The 14,428-nt window shown below is 39.4% G+C and carries 13 protein-coding genes; 1 reads left to right on the top strand and 12 read right to left on the bottom strand.

All coding sequences use genetic code 11. The features are described 5' to 3' along the window. Positions 1-115: 115 nt before the first annotated feature. From JQM81_RS13790 to tdh, 10 genes are all read right to left on the bottom strand, one after another. Entirely contained in the window at positions 116-322 is a 207-nt protein-coding gene (locus JQM81_RS13790) for a GNAT family N-acetyltransferase (protein ID WP_268826454.1), read from the bottom strand. A gap of 50 nt (positions 323-372) precedes the next feature. Beyond that, the gene (locus JQM81_RS05805) at positions 373-798 is read right to left on the bottom strand and encodes a hypothetical protein (RefSeq protein WP_235232596.1); all 426 of its coding nucleotides are present in this window, start codon (positions 796-798) and stop codon (positions 373-375) included. Positions 799-953: 155 nt separating this feature from the next. Continuing rightward, on the bottom strand, positions 954-1,223 hold the full coding sequence (locus tag JQM81_RS05800; RefSeq protein ID WP_235232595.1) for a phosphatase PAP2 family protein: 270 nt from the start codon (positions 1,221-1,223) through the stop codon (positions 954-956). A 54-nt stretch (positions 1,224-1,277) separates the two neighbouring features. After that, on the bottom strand, positions 1,278-1,517 hold the full coding sequence (locus JQM81_RS05795) for a hypothetical protein (RefSeq protein WP_235232594.1): 240 nt from the start codon (positions 1,515-1,517) through the stop codon (positions 1,278-1,280). 30 nt (positions 1,518-1,547) lie between these two features. Further along, positions 1,548-1,997: a GNAT family N-acetyltransferase gene (locus JQM81_RS05790; RefSeq protein ID WP_235232593.1), complete on the bottom strand. Its 450-nt coding sequence runs from the start codon at positions 1,995-1,997 to the stop codon at positions 1,548-1,550. Positions 1,998-2,231: 234 nt separating this feature from the next. Beyond that, positions 2,232-4,856 carry a pyruvate, phosphate dikinase gene (ppdK, locus tag JQM81_RS05785; RefSeq protein WP_235232592.1) on the bottom strand — a complete coding sequence of 875 codons (2,625 nt, stop codon included), beginning with the start codon at positions 4,854-4,856 and terminating at the stop codon, positions 2,232-2,234. Between the two features lie 251 nt (positions 4,857-5,107). After that, a complete protein-coding gene (locus tag JQM81_RS05780; RefSeq protein ID WP_235232591.1) occupies positions 5,108-6,505 on the bottom strand; it encodes an aminopeptidase in 1,398 nt (465 codons plus the stop codon). Between the two features lie 118 nt (positions 6,506-6,623). After that, the gene (locus JQM81_RS05775; protein ID WP_235232590.1) at positions 6,624-7,391 is read right to left on the bottom strand and encodes a transposase; all 768 of its coding nucleotides are present in this window, start codon (positions 7,389-7,391) and stop codon (positions 6,624-6,626) included. 105 nt (positions 7,392-7,496) lie between these two features. After that, a complete protein-coding gene (locus tag JQM81_RS05770; RefSeq protein WP_235232589.1) occupies positions 7,497-8,693 on the bottom strand; it encodes a glycine C-acetyltransferase in 1,197 nt (398 codons plus the stop codon). Positions 8,694-8,732: 39 nt separating this feature from the next. Next, complete coding sequence (gene tdh, locus JQM81_RS05765) at positions 8,733-9,773, bottom strand: L-threonine 3-dehydrogenase (protein ID WP_235232598.1); 1,041 nt, start codon at positions 9,771-9,773, stop codon at positions 8,733-8,735. A 377-nt stretch (positions 9,774-10,150) separates the two neighbouring features. On the opposite strand from tdh, the gene sstT reads away from it, so the two are divergent. Then, positions 10,151-11,407, top strand: a complete 1,257-nt coding sequence (gene sstT, locus JQM81_RS05760; protein WP_235232588.1) for a serine/threonine transporter SstT — start codon at positions 10,151-10,153, stop codon at positions 11,405-11,407. Between the two features lie 165 nt (positions 11,408-11,572). Here the strand turns inward: sstT and JQM81_RS05755 are convergent, their stop codons facing one another. Then, positions 11,573-12,343 (bottom strand): ABC transporter ATP-binding protein, encoded by a 771-nt coding sequence (locus JQM81_RS05755; RefSeq protein ID WP_235232587.1) that lies wholly within the window; start codon positions 12,341-12,343, stop codon positions 11,573-11,575. A gap of 1 nt (position 12,344) precedes the next feature. After that, positions 12,345-14,315: an FtsX-like permease family protein gene (locus JQM81_RS05750; protein ID WP_235232586.1), complete on the bottom strand. Its 1,971-nt coding sequence runs from the start codon at positions 14,313-14,315 to the stop codon at positions 12,345-12,347. Between the last annotated feature and the right edge of the window lie 113 nt (positions 14,316-14,428).

Raw genomic sequence — 14,428 nt, 5'->3', positions numbered from 1 at the left:
TATTATTCTTTTCATATAAGTGGCCTCCTTTTGTATGCGGTAATCCCTGTTACCATTAATCTTGTCAATTAACAGTTTACAGGTAAATCCACGAACCTACAAACGTGAGGTCACTTCATATTATCTTCAAATAAATGTGTTTTGCTGGTAACGATGCGTCTAAAATCGCCTCAGAATATCTAACTGAAATCGATTTTTCTGCGAAATCTAGCAATGCTTTTCCATATCCTTTGTGCTGATATTCTTCCAAAACAAACAAACGATTGATGTGATTCTCGTTTATCGTTACAGTTGCAATAGGCTTTTCATTATCAAATAACAGATACCACGATTTTACTCATACTGTTTTTCCTCCCTTACCACAAAAAACATTTATTTTTTCCCAGTCATCTTTAGATCCTTTAAAAGCAGTATTCCTTTTATGATCAATAGTAGAAATGCCACAGTTATAGCATAAGCTTCTCTTGTCATTGCTAAGAATAACACTGTCAGAATGCTTAGCCCCATTGAACTACCCGTTATCATATTACGTCCTTTTTCAATTTTGAATTGTGTAAGCAGAATTTTTACTATTCCAACCGCAATAAGCGCAATAAATAAAATCCAGTAAATCAGCCGATTAAATGATGTTGTTTCCGTGTATGATAATAGATTTACCGAATATATATACCCATCAATCGGATTTGGATAAAGCGGCAGTACGATAAGTGTAATGGATAATAAATCTACAATTCCAAACAGCACGTCACACACACTTCGGATATTGGATTTATTTTCTTTTTCAGCAATAGAAAGCAACTTCTCTCCTGATAACAAATCATCAATTGTAACCGAAAAATAACTGGATATTGCTTTTAGAGAATCAATACTTGGATATCCTCTTCCTGTGTAAGCCCTCTATTTTTTCTCAATTCCTGAAGTTTTTCATGAAATTCCATAACAGAACCTCCGCATTAGTCCTCTTTCACCTGATATAACAAAACAACTGCTTTATAGATATAAAATAAACCTGTACTCAGCAAAACAGAACCCACAATATCTGTAAACCAATGGACTCCTGAAACCAATCTTCCTATTACCATAAACATTGAAAAGATAATTGCCAGAATGTAAATAGCTTTTTTAACTGCATCATTTTCTAATCTACGATTCACCTGAAAAACAAGCGTTGGTATAACACTCAATACAAGAAGCGTTGTAGATGATGGATACGAAGCTTCCATAAATCCTCCGAGAAGGACAGGTCTGTAATTGACAGGAATCATCTCAAAAATAAATTAGCAAAATATCACAATAACGTAATATATCCCCCAAAATATAATATCATAATCCACTTTAAATAAACTTCTTCTCTTAACCAATTGAACAAATCCGATTCCACCGAACAGCATACATATGAATAGTGGAACAAGTCCCAGCCAATCCGTAATAATATAGATCGTCATATGAACACCTGTTAATTCATGAAACCAACCATTAAATGCTGCGAAACCTATGTCCGTTCCGTCTTGTCCCACGGGCCGCACATCGACAATATGTAGGTTTTATCAAAACGTTTTTCTATATACGCGAGATGGTTCTCCATTCATATCATTCATCATTTGATAGAATTCGCATCCATATTTTTCATACAATCCTTCATGATTCGTTGAAATAAAAACTTCACTAACATTCTCAGACTTTGCAATCCTTTCAATCTCCGCGAATAGTTGCCCCGCGTAATGGTGCCCTCTTCTCTGCGGAAATGTATAAACCCATCCAATCCAAGGTGTCAAATCAGTTGGCTGAATATCATCTTTCTCTGCGTAAGTACAAAAAGATACCAATTCATCACCATCTACAAGGAGCAACACTTTTACATTTTCGCCTACATAGTCTTGTAGTTCTCCGTTCTTTAGCAACTTATACAAAAATTGACCGGCACTCCAATCGCTCTTTCCAATCTCAGCGAGCCAGTACTCCTGACGGTCGCTTGAAAAATAATTAATTACTTCCATAATCTTCACTCCCAGTTCAAAATTAATCTTCACACTAAACTTGATTTGTTAACTTCATTCTAACATGCTACTTTTCAAAATACCACTTTCAACTTCATTAGCATATCCTCATTAAAGAGAATCTCTGAAATGTTCGTACTTCAAAACAAAACGAGGAACCCCCATTACACAATAAAGCGTAATGGGAGTTCCTCTATAAATAAATTAATTTCCTATCTATCAATGCTTGGTGCATTACTTCTGAGCGATAGCTGCCTGTGCTGCTGCCAGTCTTGCGATTGGTACACGGAATGGTGAGCAGGATACATAGTCAAGACCAATCTTGTTGCAGAACTCTACAGAAGATGGATCTCCACCGTGCTCTCCACAGATACCAATGTGAAGGCTTGGATTAACTGGTTTACCTAACTTGATAGCCATTTCCATTAATTTACCAACACCTGTCTGGTCAAGCTTAGCAAATGGATCGTTCTCGAAGATCTTAGCGTCATAGTAAGCTTCTAAGAATTTACCAGCGTCATCACGAGAGAATCCGTATGTCATCTGTGTTAAGTCGTTTGTACCGAAGCAGAAGAAGTCAGCTTCTTTAGCGATCTCGTCAGCTGTAAGAGCTGCTCTTGGAATCTCGATCATTGTACCAACTTCGTACTCAAGGTTGCTTCCTGCTGCTGCGATCTCAGCGTCTGCTGTCTCAACAACTGTCTTCTTAACATATTTTAACTCTTTGATATCGCCAACCAATGGAATCATGATCTCTGGTTTTACTGTCCAGTCAGCGTGAGCTTTCTGTACGTTGATAGCTGCACGGATAACAGCCTTTGTCTGCATCTTAGCAATCTCTGGATAAGTAACTGCAAGACGGCATCCACGATGTCCCATCATTGGGTTGAACTCATGAAGTCCATCGATGATTGTCTTGATCTCTTCTACAGATTTGCCCTGAGCATCTGCAAGTTTCTTAATATCTTCTTCTTCTGTAGGAACGAACTCGTGAAGCGGTGGATCAAGGAAACGGATTGTAACCGGGTTACCTTCCAGTGCCTCGTACAGTGCTTCGAAGTCTCCCTGCTGATATGGAAGGATCTTCTCAAGTGCAGCTTCTCTTTCTTCTACTGTATCAGCACAGATCATCTCGCGGAATGCAGCAATTCTGTCTTCCTCGAAGAACATATGCTCTGTACGGCAAAGTCCGATACCTTCTGCTCCAAGCTCACGAGCTTTCTTAGCATCTGCAGGAGTATCTGCATTTGTACGAACCTTCATAGTTCTGTACTTGTCTGCCCATGCCATGATTCTTCCGAATTCACCAGCGATTGTAGCATCAACAGTTGGAATGATTCCATCATAGATGTTACCTGTTGTACCATCGATAGAGATTGGATCTCCTTCATGGAATTCTTTTCCAGCTAATGTAAATTTCTTATTTTCTTCGTCCATAGCGATGTCGCCACATCCAGATACACAGCATGTACCCATTCCACGAGCAACAACGGCAGCGTGAGATGTCATACCACCACGAACTGTCAGGATACCCTGAGCAGACTTCATACCTGTGATATCTTCTGGAGATGTCTCAAGACGAACCAGAACAACTTTCTCTCCTCTTGCAGCCCACTCTACAGCGTCATCTGCTGTAAATACAATCTTACCGCAAGCAGCTCCTGGAGAAGCTCCAAGACCTTTGCCCATAGGTGTAGCAGCTTTAAGTGCAGCAGCATCGAACTGTGGATGAAGCAGTGTATCCAGGTTACGTGGATCGATCATTGCAACAGCTTCTTCCTCTGTTCTCATGCCTTCATCAACAAGGTCACAAGCGATCTTCAGAGCAGCCTGAGCTGTTCTCTTACCGTTACGTGTCTGCAGCATGTAGAGTTTCTTGTTCTCAACAGTGAACTCCATATCCTGCATATCTCTATAATGAGTTTCAAGAGTCTTGCAAACTTCTGTGAACTGTGCAAATGCCTCTGGGAATTCTTCTTCCATCTTAGCGATCGGCATTGGTGTACGAACACCGGCAACAACGTCTTCGCCCTGAGCATTGATCAGGAACTCGCCCATCAGCTTCTTCTCTCCTGTAGCAGGATCACGTGTAAATGCAACACCTGTACCACAGTCATCTCCCATGTTACCGAATGCCATAGACTGTACGTTAACAGCAGTTCCCCAAGAATATGGGATATCATTGTCACGACGATATACATTGGCACGTGGGTTGTCCCATGAACGGAATACAGCTTTTACTGCTCCCATCAACTGCTCCTTCGGATCATCCGGGAAGTCTGCACCAATTTTTTCTTTATATTCAGCTTTGAACTGAGAAGCCAGCTCTTTTAAGTCTTCTGCTGTAAGTTCTACGTCAAATGTAACGCCTCTGTCAGCTTTCATCTTGTCGATAAGCTCTTCGAAGTATTTCTTACCAACTTCCATAACTACGTCAGAGTACATCTGGATAAATCTTCTGTAGCAGTCCCAAGCCCAACGTGGATTGCCGGATTTTTCAGCAATAACGTTAACAACTGTTTCGTTCAGTCCAAGGTTCAGGATTGTATCCATCATACCTGGCATGGAAGCTCTTGCACCAGAACGTACGGAAACAAGAAGTGGATTCTCTGTATCACCAAATTTCTTACCTGTGATCTCTTCCATCTTATCAATAGCTTCCATAATCTGTTCCATGATCTCGTCATTGATTGTTCTTCCGTCTTCATAGTACTGTGTACAAGCTTCTGTTGTGATTGTGAAGCCCTGTGGTACTGGAAGACCCAAGCTTGTCATTTCAGCAAGGTTGGCACCTTTTCCACCAAGAAGGTTTCTCATGGTTGCGTTACCTTCTGTAAACATATAAACCCATTTTGCCATTTTGTCATGACCTCCTAAACTAAATTTTTCTAAGTCGCACCTAATATTTTACTGTTTTTACCAGTATTCGTCAAGAGTTTTCAAGGAAACCAAAGTGACAAATTAAGCCTTATTTTCTCGTTATTTTGAACAAAATTTATGGCTGCCGATTATGCCCGGCAGCCACAAACTACATTTCTTGTTGATTTGCATATTTTGTGAGGAAATATGTTCAAAAAACTGTATAATATTTCCTTCATCTTCCCAAATATTTAGATTTCCTCAATAAATGCTTTGTATCCTTTATATGCTTCGTAGATATCTGCTTTACTGGTAACTTCCCATGGGGCATGCATGCTTAACACTGCCACACCACTGTCGATAACTTCCATACCGTAATTTGCCATGATATATGCGATGGTTCCGCCGCCTCCGACATCGACTTTTCCTAATTCTGCGAACTGGTATGCCACATTCTGTGCATCCATCGCCCTGCGGATCTGTGCCAGATATTCTGCATTCGCATCGTTGGAACCGCTCTTTCCACGACTTCCGGTGAATTTATTGAACACCAGACCTTTTCCGAAGAAAGCAGTGCTTCTCTTTTCAAAGGCTTCTGCGTACATTGGATCAAAAGCAGCACTTACATCAGACGAAAGCATTTTTGAATTCTGAAGTGCTCTGCGCACTTTCAGATCCGACTCACCAGCAGTCAAGGCAACCAGTTCAGCAACAACATTTTCAAAAAAGCGAGAATGCATACCCGTTGCTCCTACACTTCCGATCTCTTCTTTATCGACCAAAATGCAACATGCGGTACGATCCACATGCTCTACATCCAACATTGCAAAAAGAGAGGTAAATGCACACACGCGATCATCCTGTCCATAAGCCATGACCATACTTCTGTCAATGCCACAGTCCCTTGCTCTGCCCGCCGGAACGATTTCCAGTTCTGCGGATACAAAGTCTTCTTCTTCCATTCCGTAATATTCTTCCAGAAGCTTCAAAATATTAGCTTTCACCGCATCCTTTTCCTCTTTTTCAAGATTTGGATTTTTCGCAAGCGGCTGGCTGCCAAACAACAGATCCAGTTTCTCACCTTCAATGACTGCGTTAGCCTTCTTCTCCATCTGCTGAGCTGCAAGATGAACCAACAGATCCGTAATTACAAATACCGGATCATCCTCTTTTTCTCCAATATTTACCTCAACAATTGTTCCATCCTTTTTGGCAATAACTCCGTGAAGTGCAAGCGGAATAGTTACCCATTGGTATTTCTTGATACCTCCGTAATAATGCGTATCCAGGTAAGCAAGTTCTTCATTCTCATATAACGGATTCTGCTTCACATCGATACGAGGCGAATCAATATGCGCTCCCAAAATGTTCAAGCCATTCTCCAGCGGCTGTTCTCCAATCTGGAACATTGCGATGCTCTTGCCCATGCACACAGCGTAGACCTTGTCGCCTGCCTGCAGTTTACGTCCAGAAGCCATAGCCTCCTCAAGGCTCTGGTAGCCCCTCTCACGTGCCATGCGCACCGCTATCTTCACACATTCACGCTCCGTCTTGCCTTCATCCAGGCAAGACTTGTAAGATTCATTAATACGATGGAGCTCCTCAAGAGTCTCATCATTATATGTGGTCCATACATTATCTCTGTCCATTTCAATCTCCTCCTTAAAATTTAGTATAACACATTTTGGGGACGTAGTATTCTTTAATTTTACTACGTCCCCATTTAATAAATGTGGTGTACCTAATCGGCAAATGCCCTGTACCTTTTTACTCATTTTCTACGTAATTCATGGTAGTCGTACATAATTCGTTTGCTTTTTTTATTGATATATTCAGTATTTCTTTTAGTCTCTGAATATATTCTTTACGAATTTTCTTTTCTTCAAAAACTTGCATCAACAGCGGCAATTGATATTCCCGAAACATGTTTTTTGCCAAAAGCAATGCTATTTCTCTGTATTGAAGCTCTATTTCACTGGAAATATCTTTGAATATTCCTATTTGTTGTTCTGTATGAAACTTTGTGAATTCTTCTGTCGATGAAAATTTTTGTTCATACAACTCGATTGCATTTTCATGGAGCAAGCCCAACATCCCTGTCATATATTCCGCCATGCTGCTATATTTATACTTTTCCGGTTTTTTTACCATTCTTGCTTTGACCGGATTGAGATGAATATAACGAAGGCAAGTCCAAAAATATCTTTCATCTTCAATGCACTCACTTGTAAAACGGTTCTGAAATACATGTCCATTTCGGTGATGTTTAAAATTATAATATGATGCATATTCTGCCAATATTGCTGCCATAAATAAGGATAAGATCTGAAGTTCTGCCCGGATGATAAAATGGGCGTGATTTGACATAATACAGTAACTATAGACTTCTACTTTATATTTCTGTAGATAATTTGAAATAATAGACTTGAAGTAAAGCTTTTCTCGTTGCTGTTGGAATATTTTTTCGTGATTGATTCCTCGAACAATTATGTGATAAATACCAGTTCTACTTTCCTTTCGTCGTCTGGTGGGCATTCCTGTCACCCCTTTCATCTGGGTACAGGGCATTTGTCGATTAGGTACACCACATTTGTTAAAAGGGGACGTAGTAAATATGAAAAATACTACGTCCCTTTTTTACTATAATTTCATCTCATCTCTTACTTCTTTGAAGCATTTTACGATGAAATCAATATCTTCTTTTGTATGGCTTGCGCATACTTGTGTACGGATTCTTGCTTTTCCTTTTGGAACTACTGGGTAGGAGAATGCTACTACGTATACACCTTTTTCCATCATGCGTTTTGCGAATTCTGCTGCTGTCTTTTCATCATACAGCATTACCGGAACGCATGGGTGGGTTCCTGGGATGATATCGAAGCCGTTATCTACCAGTTCTTTACGATAGTATGCGGTTACTTCTTCCAGATGATCACGAAGTTCTGTGCTCTCATCTAACATATCGAACAATTCAAGACTTGCGCCTACGATTGCTGGAGCGAGTGAGTTGGAGAACAGGTACGGGCGGCTTCTCTGACGAAGGAGATCGATAATCTCTTTGCGTCCGGATGTGTATCCACCTGATGCTCCGCCGAGCGCTTTTCCTAATGTTCCTGTAATAATATCAACTCTTCCCTGTACGCCACAGTACTCTGCAGTTCCACGGCCTGTCTTTCCTACAAATCCAACTGCGTGGCTGTCATCAACCATTACAAGTGCATTGTATTTATCTGCGAGGTCACATACACCTTTCAGATTGCAAATGATACCGTCCATGGAGAATACACCATCCGTAGCAATTAATTTGATTCTTGCGCCGGCTTCATCTGCTTCTTTTAATTTTGCTTCCAGGTCTTCCATATTGTTGTTTTTGTAACGGAAACGTTTTGCTTTGCAAAGTCGTACGCCATCAATAATAGAAGCGTGATTCAATTCATCACTGATAACTGCATCTTCTGCAGTCAGAATTGTCTCGAATAATCCTCCATTTGCATCAAAGCAAGAAGAATAAAGGATTGTATCATCTGTTCCAAGGAACTTGGATATCTTCTTTTCCAGCTGTTTGTGGATATCCTGTGTTCCACAGATGAAACGAACAGATGCAACACCATATCCTTTTTCATCATAAGTTCTCTTTGCAGCTTCGATCAGACGCGGATTATCACCAAGTCCGAGATAGTTATTTGCACACATGCAAAGAAGTTCTCTTCCATCCTCCATCTTTACTCTTGCACCCTGTGGAGAAACGAATGGAGCCTCACCTTTAAAAAGACCTGCTTCTTTTATTCCTTCAACTTCTTTCGTATAAATGCTTAAAATATCATCTTTACGTGCCATTTTTTTAATCGTCCCTTCTTAAAAATTATATGATAGTTATTAATCATTTACATGTGCCCAGTCAAGAATTACCTTTCCAGACTGACCGGAAATCATTGCTTCAAATCCTTTTTCATAGTCTTTGATATCAAAATGATGTGTGATGATCGGAGTAATGTCTAATCCTGCCTGAATCATTGTAGACATCTTATACCATGTATCCCATACTTTTCTTCCGTAAATTCCACGGATATTCAAACCATTAAAGATAACGGTCTCTAAATCCACTTTTGCATCTGTTCTCTGCAGTCCAAGAAGTGCAATATTACCACCGTGCTTCATATTGTGGATCATGTCATGCAGACCAGCCTGTGAACCAGACATCTCAAGACCTACATCAAATCCTTCTGTCATTCCGATTTCCTTCATAACGTCCGGCAATTTTTCTTCTTTTAAATTAACTGTACGTGTAGCCCCAAGTTTTTTAGCAAGATCCAGACGATATGGATTAAGATCTGTAACAACTACATGTCTTGCACCAGAGAATTTTGCAATGGCTGCTGCCATACATCCAATCGGGCCTGCACCTGCAATCAACACATCTTCACCCAACATATCATAAGAAAGTGCTGTATGTGTAGCATTTCCAAATGGATCAAAGATTGAATATAATTCTTCCGGAATGTTTGGATTACATGGCCATACATTGGAAGAAGGAATTACAAGATATTCAGCAAATGCACCATTTCTGTTTACACCAACACCCTTGGCATCTTTACAATTCTCTTTGTGTCCTTCCAGACAGTTTCTACATTTTCCACAAGTGATGTGTCCTTCTCCAGATACCAGATCCCCAATATGAAAGCCCTGAACTCCAGCACCCACTTCTACAACTTCACCTACATACTCATGGCCTGCCGTCAATCCTACCGGAATCGTATGCTGTGCCCAGTCATTCCATTGATAAATATGTACATCTGTTCCACAAATAGCCGTTTTATGAATCTTAATCTTCACATCATTCGGCCCAACTTCTGGAATTGGCACTCTCTTCATCCACAATCCTTCTTCTGGTTTCTCTTTGACAAGAGCCCACATCATTCCATCATTTCTTTCGTTCACTTTATTACCCTCCCATTTCTACCGTCTCCCCAGACGATGTTTTCATTGATATTGCCATTATATCACTCCTCTAATTCATACACAATGTATTTTTGTAGTTTTTTTGTTTATTTTGACAAATTTTTCACATTCTTATACGCATTTTATGGCAATATTTACAATTTCTATATTTACAAATCCTATACAATTATTTATAATTTATATTGAATGTGTTGGCAGATTTGTGCGGAAGGGAGATAGCACTATTCACACTATTTCTTTTAATCATTATGTCAACATCAAAAAGTGGGGAAACAAAATTCAAAAGAAAGAGAGGGAAGCGGATATAGAATGTCAATGTATCCGCGAAAAACAACATGAAAAATCTATTTAAAAAATGGAACAGCATCAGTCTGGTTCTGAGAATTATCTGCGGTCTTATTATCGGTATTATTCTCGGACTGGTCATCCCTAAGGTAACTGTCATTGCTCTTCTTGGAGACCTGTTTGTTGGAGCATTAAAGGCCATTGCTCCATTGTTGGTATTCTTCCTTGTAATGAGTTCTCTGGCACACATGGGAGAGGGTCAGAAGACCAACATGGGATTCATCGTAATGCTCTACATGCTCGGTAATGTAATGTCAGCACTTGTATCTGTAGCTGCATGTAAATTATTCCCAGTAACTTTAACACTGGCTGAAGCAGCCGGAGAAGATATGGCTCCTCCTAGCGGTGTAGGCGAAGTATTAAAAAATCTGTTAATGAACGTTGTATCTAACCCAGTAGGCTCTATCGTAAATGCGAACTACATCGGTATTCTTGCATGGGCTTGTATTTTCGGTATAGCTTTAAAAGCAGCTTCTGATTCTACCAAGAAAATGCTGGATGATTTTTCAGCAGCAATTTCTACTGGTGTAAAATGGGTCATCAGTTTTGCTCCATTCGGTATCATGGGATTAATCTTTAATGTTATCTCTACATCCGGACTGAGTGCTCTGTTATCTTACGGAAGACTGATTCTTGTATTAGTTGGAAGTATGGCATTCGTAGCATTAGTAATGAACCCAATCATCGTATTCCTTTGTATCAGAAAGAATCCATACCCACTTGTATTCAAATGTCTGACAAAGAGTTTCATCACCGCATTCTTTACACGTAGTTCTGCAGCTAACATTCCTGTTAACATGGAATTGTGTGAAGAACTGGGATTGGATGAAGAACAGTACTCCATCTCCATCCCACTTGGTGCAACCATCAACATGGCTGGTGCAGCTATCACCATCTCTGTAATGGCTTTATCTGCTGCTCACACAATGGGAATCAGCGTAGACTTTGGAACCGCACTTATCCTTTGTGTACTTTCCGCACTCAGTGCAGCTGGAGCTTCCGGAGTTGCAGGTGGTTCTCTGTTACTGATCCCTATGGCATGTAGCTTATTCGGAATCCCGTCTGAAGTAGCTATGCAGGTTGTAGGTGTTGGTTTCATCATCGGTGTTATTCAGGATTCCTGCGAAACAGGACTTAACTCTTCTACAGACGTTCTCTTTACAGCAGCTGCTGAATTCAGAGACAGAAGACTTCACCCAGAATATTACGCTAAACTGGCTGAGTCCAAATCCGCAGAGGAAGCATAAGAATTATTTCTGTAGATTTCCGATGACAGATTCAATAGCAAAATACATAATAATATACAAAAATGCCTGCAAAACCCGCGGGCATTTTTCATTTGGGTACAACACATTTTTCTCTCTTTTATTTGTCTTGGTTTTCTATCCCACTTTCTTTGACACAAATATTATCTACAGCCTTGCCATTTGTTGAATAATATTTTGATAAAACTCTTCATTTCCATCTTGTTTAATAAGTGTATTTATTATCCTTCCATCTTTTAATAAAATTATTCTATCGCAATAGCTTGCCATCTTCGGATCATGTGTCACCAGAAATAGTGTCTTTCCAAGTTGCTTGTTAATATAAAACAGGGTCTGAATCACCTGCATAGAAGACTTGGAATCTAGATTTCCTGTCGGTTCATCTGCTAATATAAGCTCAGGATTCGCTACCATAGCACGACAAATTGACGTTCTTTGTTTTTCTCCACCCGAAAGTTCATATGGTTTCTTATCCAGTAATCCTTCAATCCCAAACCGCTTTGCTTCACACCTCGCCGCTTGATCACTTTTTTTCGGATCATCTTCATTCAAAATCAAAGGCATCATGATATTTTCCTTTACGGTCAGACTATTCATCAAATAATAGTCCTGAAAAATAAAAGCTAATTCTTTTCTTCTTATTTCCGCAAGCCTGTCTCCATATATTTCCTCCACTGGAGTCCCCTTATAGAGAACCCGCCCCCCATTTGGCTTATCCAACATGCCAAGTGTCTTAAGAAGTGTTGTCTTACCACAACCAGAACTTCCCATAATTCCAATAAATTCACCAGGCTTTACCTGAAAAGAAACACCTTTTAAAACAGAATATGTAATTCTATTTCCGCCCGGAGTCATCGTATAATAATTCCGTTCTAAATTCTTCACATCCAAAATATATTTATACTTCTTTTCATCCATTTCAACTATTCCTCTCAATCTTCCGAAAAATTCTCCATGCTGTTATCCTCATTACTATACACACTATCAAAGCAATCAATGCAGAAAAAGAAACTGCCCCTACAAGATAGATAATACTCCACCTAGGAGACATGCCTTTAAAAAGAATCTTGGTAACAATTGCCAACATTCCCAGTGATATGCCATACAAAAGTACAAGCCTTTCAGATATCAAAACTTCTTTGCAAACACTCTTCCTACGTTTTTCTGAAGACATTCCACAATTCTTATAAAATCGATACTTCCATTCCATTTTCGAATAGTCACTCTGCGCTTTCTCGAACAAGATAAAAATGACACACATTAGCATTGTTATTACATTTACAATCATAGAAACCACAGTAAACAGCTTTTCTTGTCGGCTTTCCATCATAGATTGCTGTTTTTCGTATATCAGATTGCCATTTTGCCAATCAAAGAAATTCACCTGAGAATGAACCTTTGCATAATTATACACTTCCTTTACAACCTGATTATAATGCTTTGGGATTTCCATCATTACCGCAAGGTTTGCTCCTCTGGCATTTCTTTTGATATTTGCAAATTCTGTATCAGAAAACACCAAAATTTCTTCATTCACCTGCCCCTTTAGTTCACCAAGCGCCCGACTCTCAAAATCACCAGTAAGAATCCTCTGCTCTTCTCCAGCAATTTTATATTTCCTTGTAAATTGATTACTCGGAAGAACTTTAGGTCCCGACGTGTTCCAGATATCCCAGTCTGCACTTCCAATGTAAATACGTGGTTTCGACTTTCCATAATCAAGACCTATCGTTCCCATGGTCTCTCTATCACGCTGATAAATAACGTAAATTTCCTTATCTCGTATATCAAATTTTTTCACTGTCCAATCTTCATAAACAGACTCTGGTATTCCCATATGTTCACCATAATCTCCAGACACTACACGAATACAGGGTTTAGTCTCTACCTTTATCTCATAGGCTTCTTCTAATTTATTCAAAAATTCCATATCTTGTTCATTCGCATACCACACCAGATCATAAGGAAAAATCTCCGGCTGCACAACCGGAACATTATCCATAATCGGCAATCCAAATCCGAACAACATAACAAACACGAAGACTGCCACAATACAAGTCACATTCATATGATAGAAAAATTGATCGTACCAGCTATCCAACCATAGAATTTTTTTTAAATATTTTTGTTCTCGTTTTCTCAACATATGAAGATAATTTGCACTTACAGAAATCATAAACAGAAATAATCCCCCAGCCGCCAGCGCAAAAGGAATGATACTCCCAATTTTCCCCCAGTAAGTCACAATAGAAACAAGTGCAAGCCCCATTATAACAACACCTGACACAATCAAACTCAACGATCGTTGAATTTTTTTCCCACTTTTCTTTCCCATAGATATAACATAATCTATTCCCAGACAGCTTATCATCTGGTCACAAATCATAAAACCAAGTCCAAATATAAGCAAACTGATTATCAATGTAAACAGGAATGGTGACCAACCATAAAATATATTCCCTGCATCATCAGTAAATTTGTGTTCGAGAATCCTTTTTATAATCTCCACTTCCAATACGCCTACCAATACTCCGCCTACAACGGAACCCAAGATAATCCCCAAGTACTCAAATCCGACAAACATATACTTGTGTTTTTTCTGAATTCCCAACACTTCCAACATTGAATAATCATATACTCTCTTTCGAATGTAAGACAAAAGAGTCAAAATCATCAAAGCCACCAGTAACACATAAGACAGAAGGAATGCTTTTTCCGACTCCATAATTAATGCGGTCATTCCTGCTGTCTCTCCTGTAGACACAAATATCATACAACTTTCAACACCAGCCGTGAAAAATACCAGAGATATGATAAAAATGCCACTCAAAATTACAAGCAGATAATCCTTACTCCTTGTTTTTAATAACTTAAAAAAAAGTGCTTTCAATTATTCTCCCCCCTTACTTTCAAATTCAGTATCCTCTTTTTTTTGATTTTTTTCCAGTTTTCGACCTTCAACGTAACCCTTTTAACCTCAAACGTAAAAATGCCGCAAGAAAT

The organism is Faecalicatena contorta, from assembly GCF_021531895.1.
Lineage (GTDB): Bacteria > Bacillota > Clostridia > Lachnospirales > Lachnospiraceae > JAFBIX01.
This window is presented reverse-complemented; position numbering and strand designations above follow the sequence as displayed.

Bases quoted from the DNA above. Each gene is read 5' to 3' on its own strand.
- JQM81_RS05800 (WP_235232595.1), bottom strand. From the start codon at position 1,223: ATGGAAGCTTCGTATCCATCATCTACAACGCTTCTTGTATTGAGTGTT.
- JQM81_RS05790 (WP_235232593.1), bottom strand. From the start codon at position 1,997: ATGGAAGTAATTAATTATTTTTCAAGCGACCGTCAGGAGTACTGGCTC.
- ppdK (WP_235232592.1), bottom strand. From the start codon at position 4,856: ATGGCAAAATGGGTTTATATGTTTACAGAAGGTAACGCAACCATGAGA.
- JQM81_RS05780 (WP_235232591.1), bottom strand. From the start codon at position 6,505: ATGGACAGAGATAATGTATGGACCACATATAATGATGAGACTCTTGAG.
- JQM81_RS05775 (WP_235232590.1), bottom strand. From the start codon at position 7,391: ATGCCCACCAGACGACGAAAGGAAAGTAGAACTGGTATTTATCACATA.
- JQM81_RS05770 (WP_235232589.1), bottom strand. From the start codon at position 8,693: ATGGCACGTAAAGATGATATTTTAAGCATTTATACGAAAGAAGTTGAA.
- tdh (WP_235232598.1), bottom strand. From the start codon at position 9,773: ATGATGTGGGCTCTTGTCAAAGAGAAACCAGAAGAAGGATTGTGGATG.
- sstT (WP_235232588.1), top strand. From the start codon at position 10,151: ATGAAAAATCTATTTAAAAAATGGAACAGCATCAGTCTGGTTCTGAGA.
- JQM81_RS05755 (WP_235232587.1), bottom strand. From the start codon at position 12,343: ATGGATGAAAAGAAGTATAAATATATTTTGGATGTGAAGAATTTAGAA.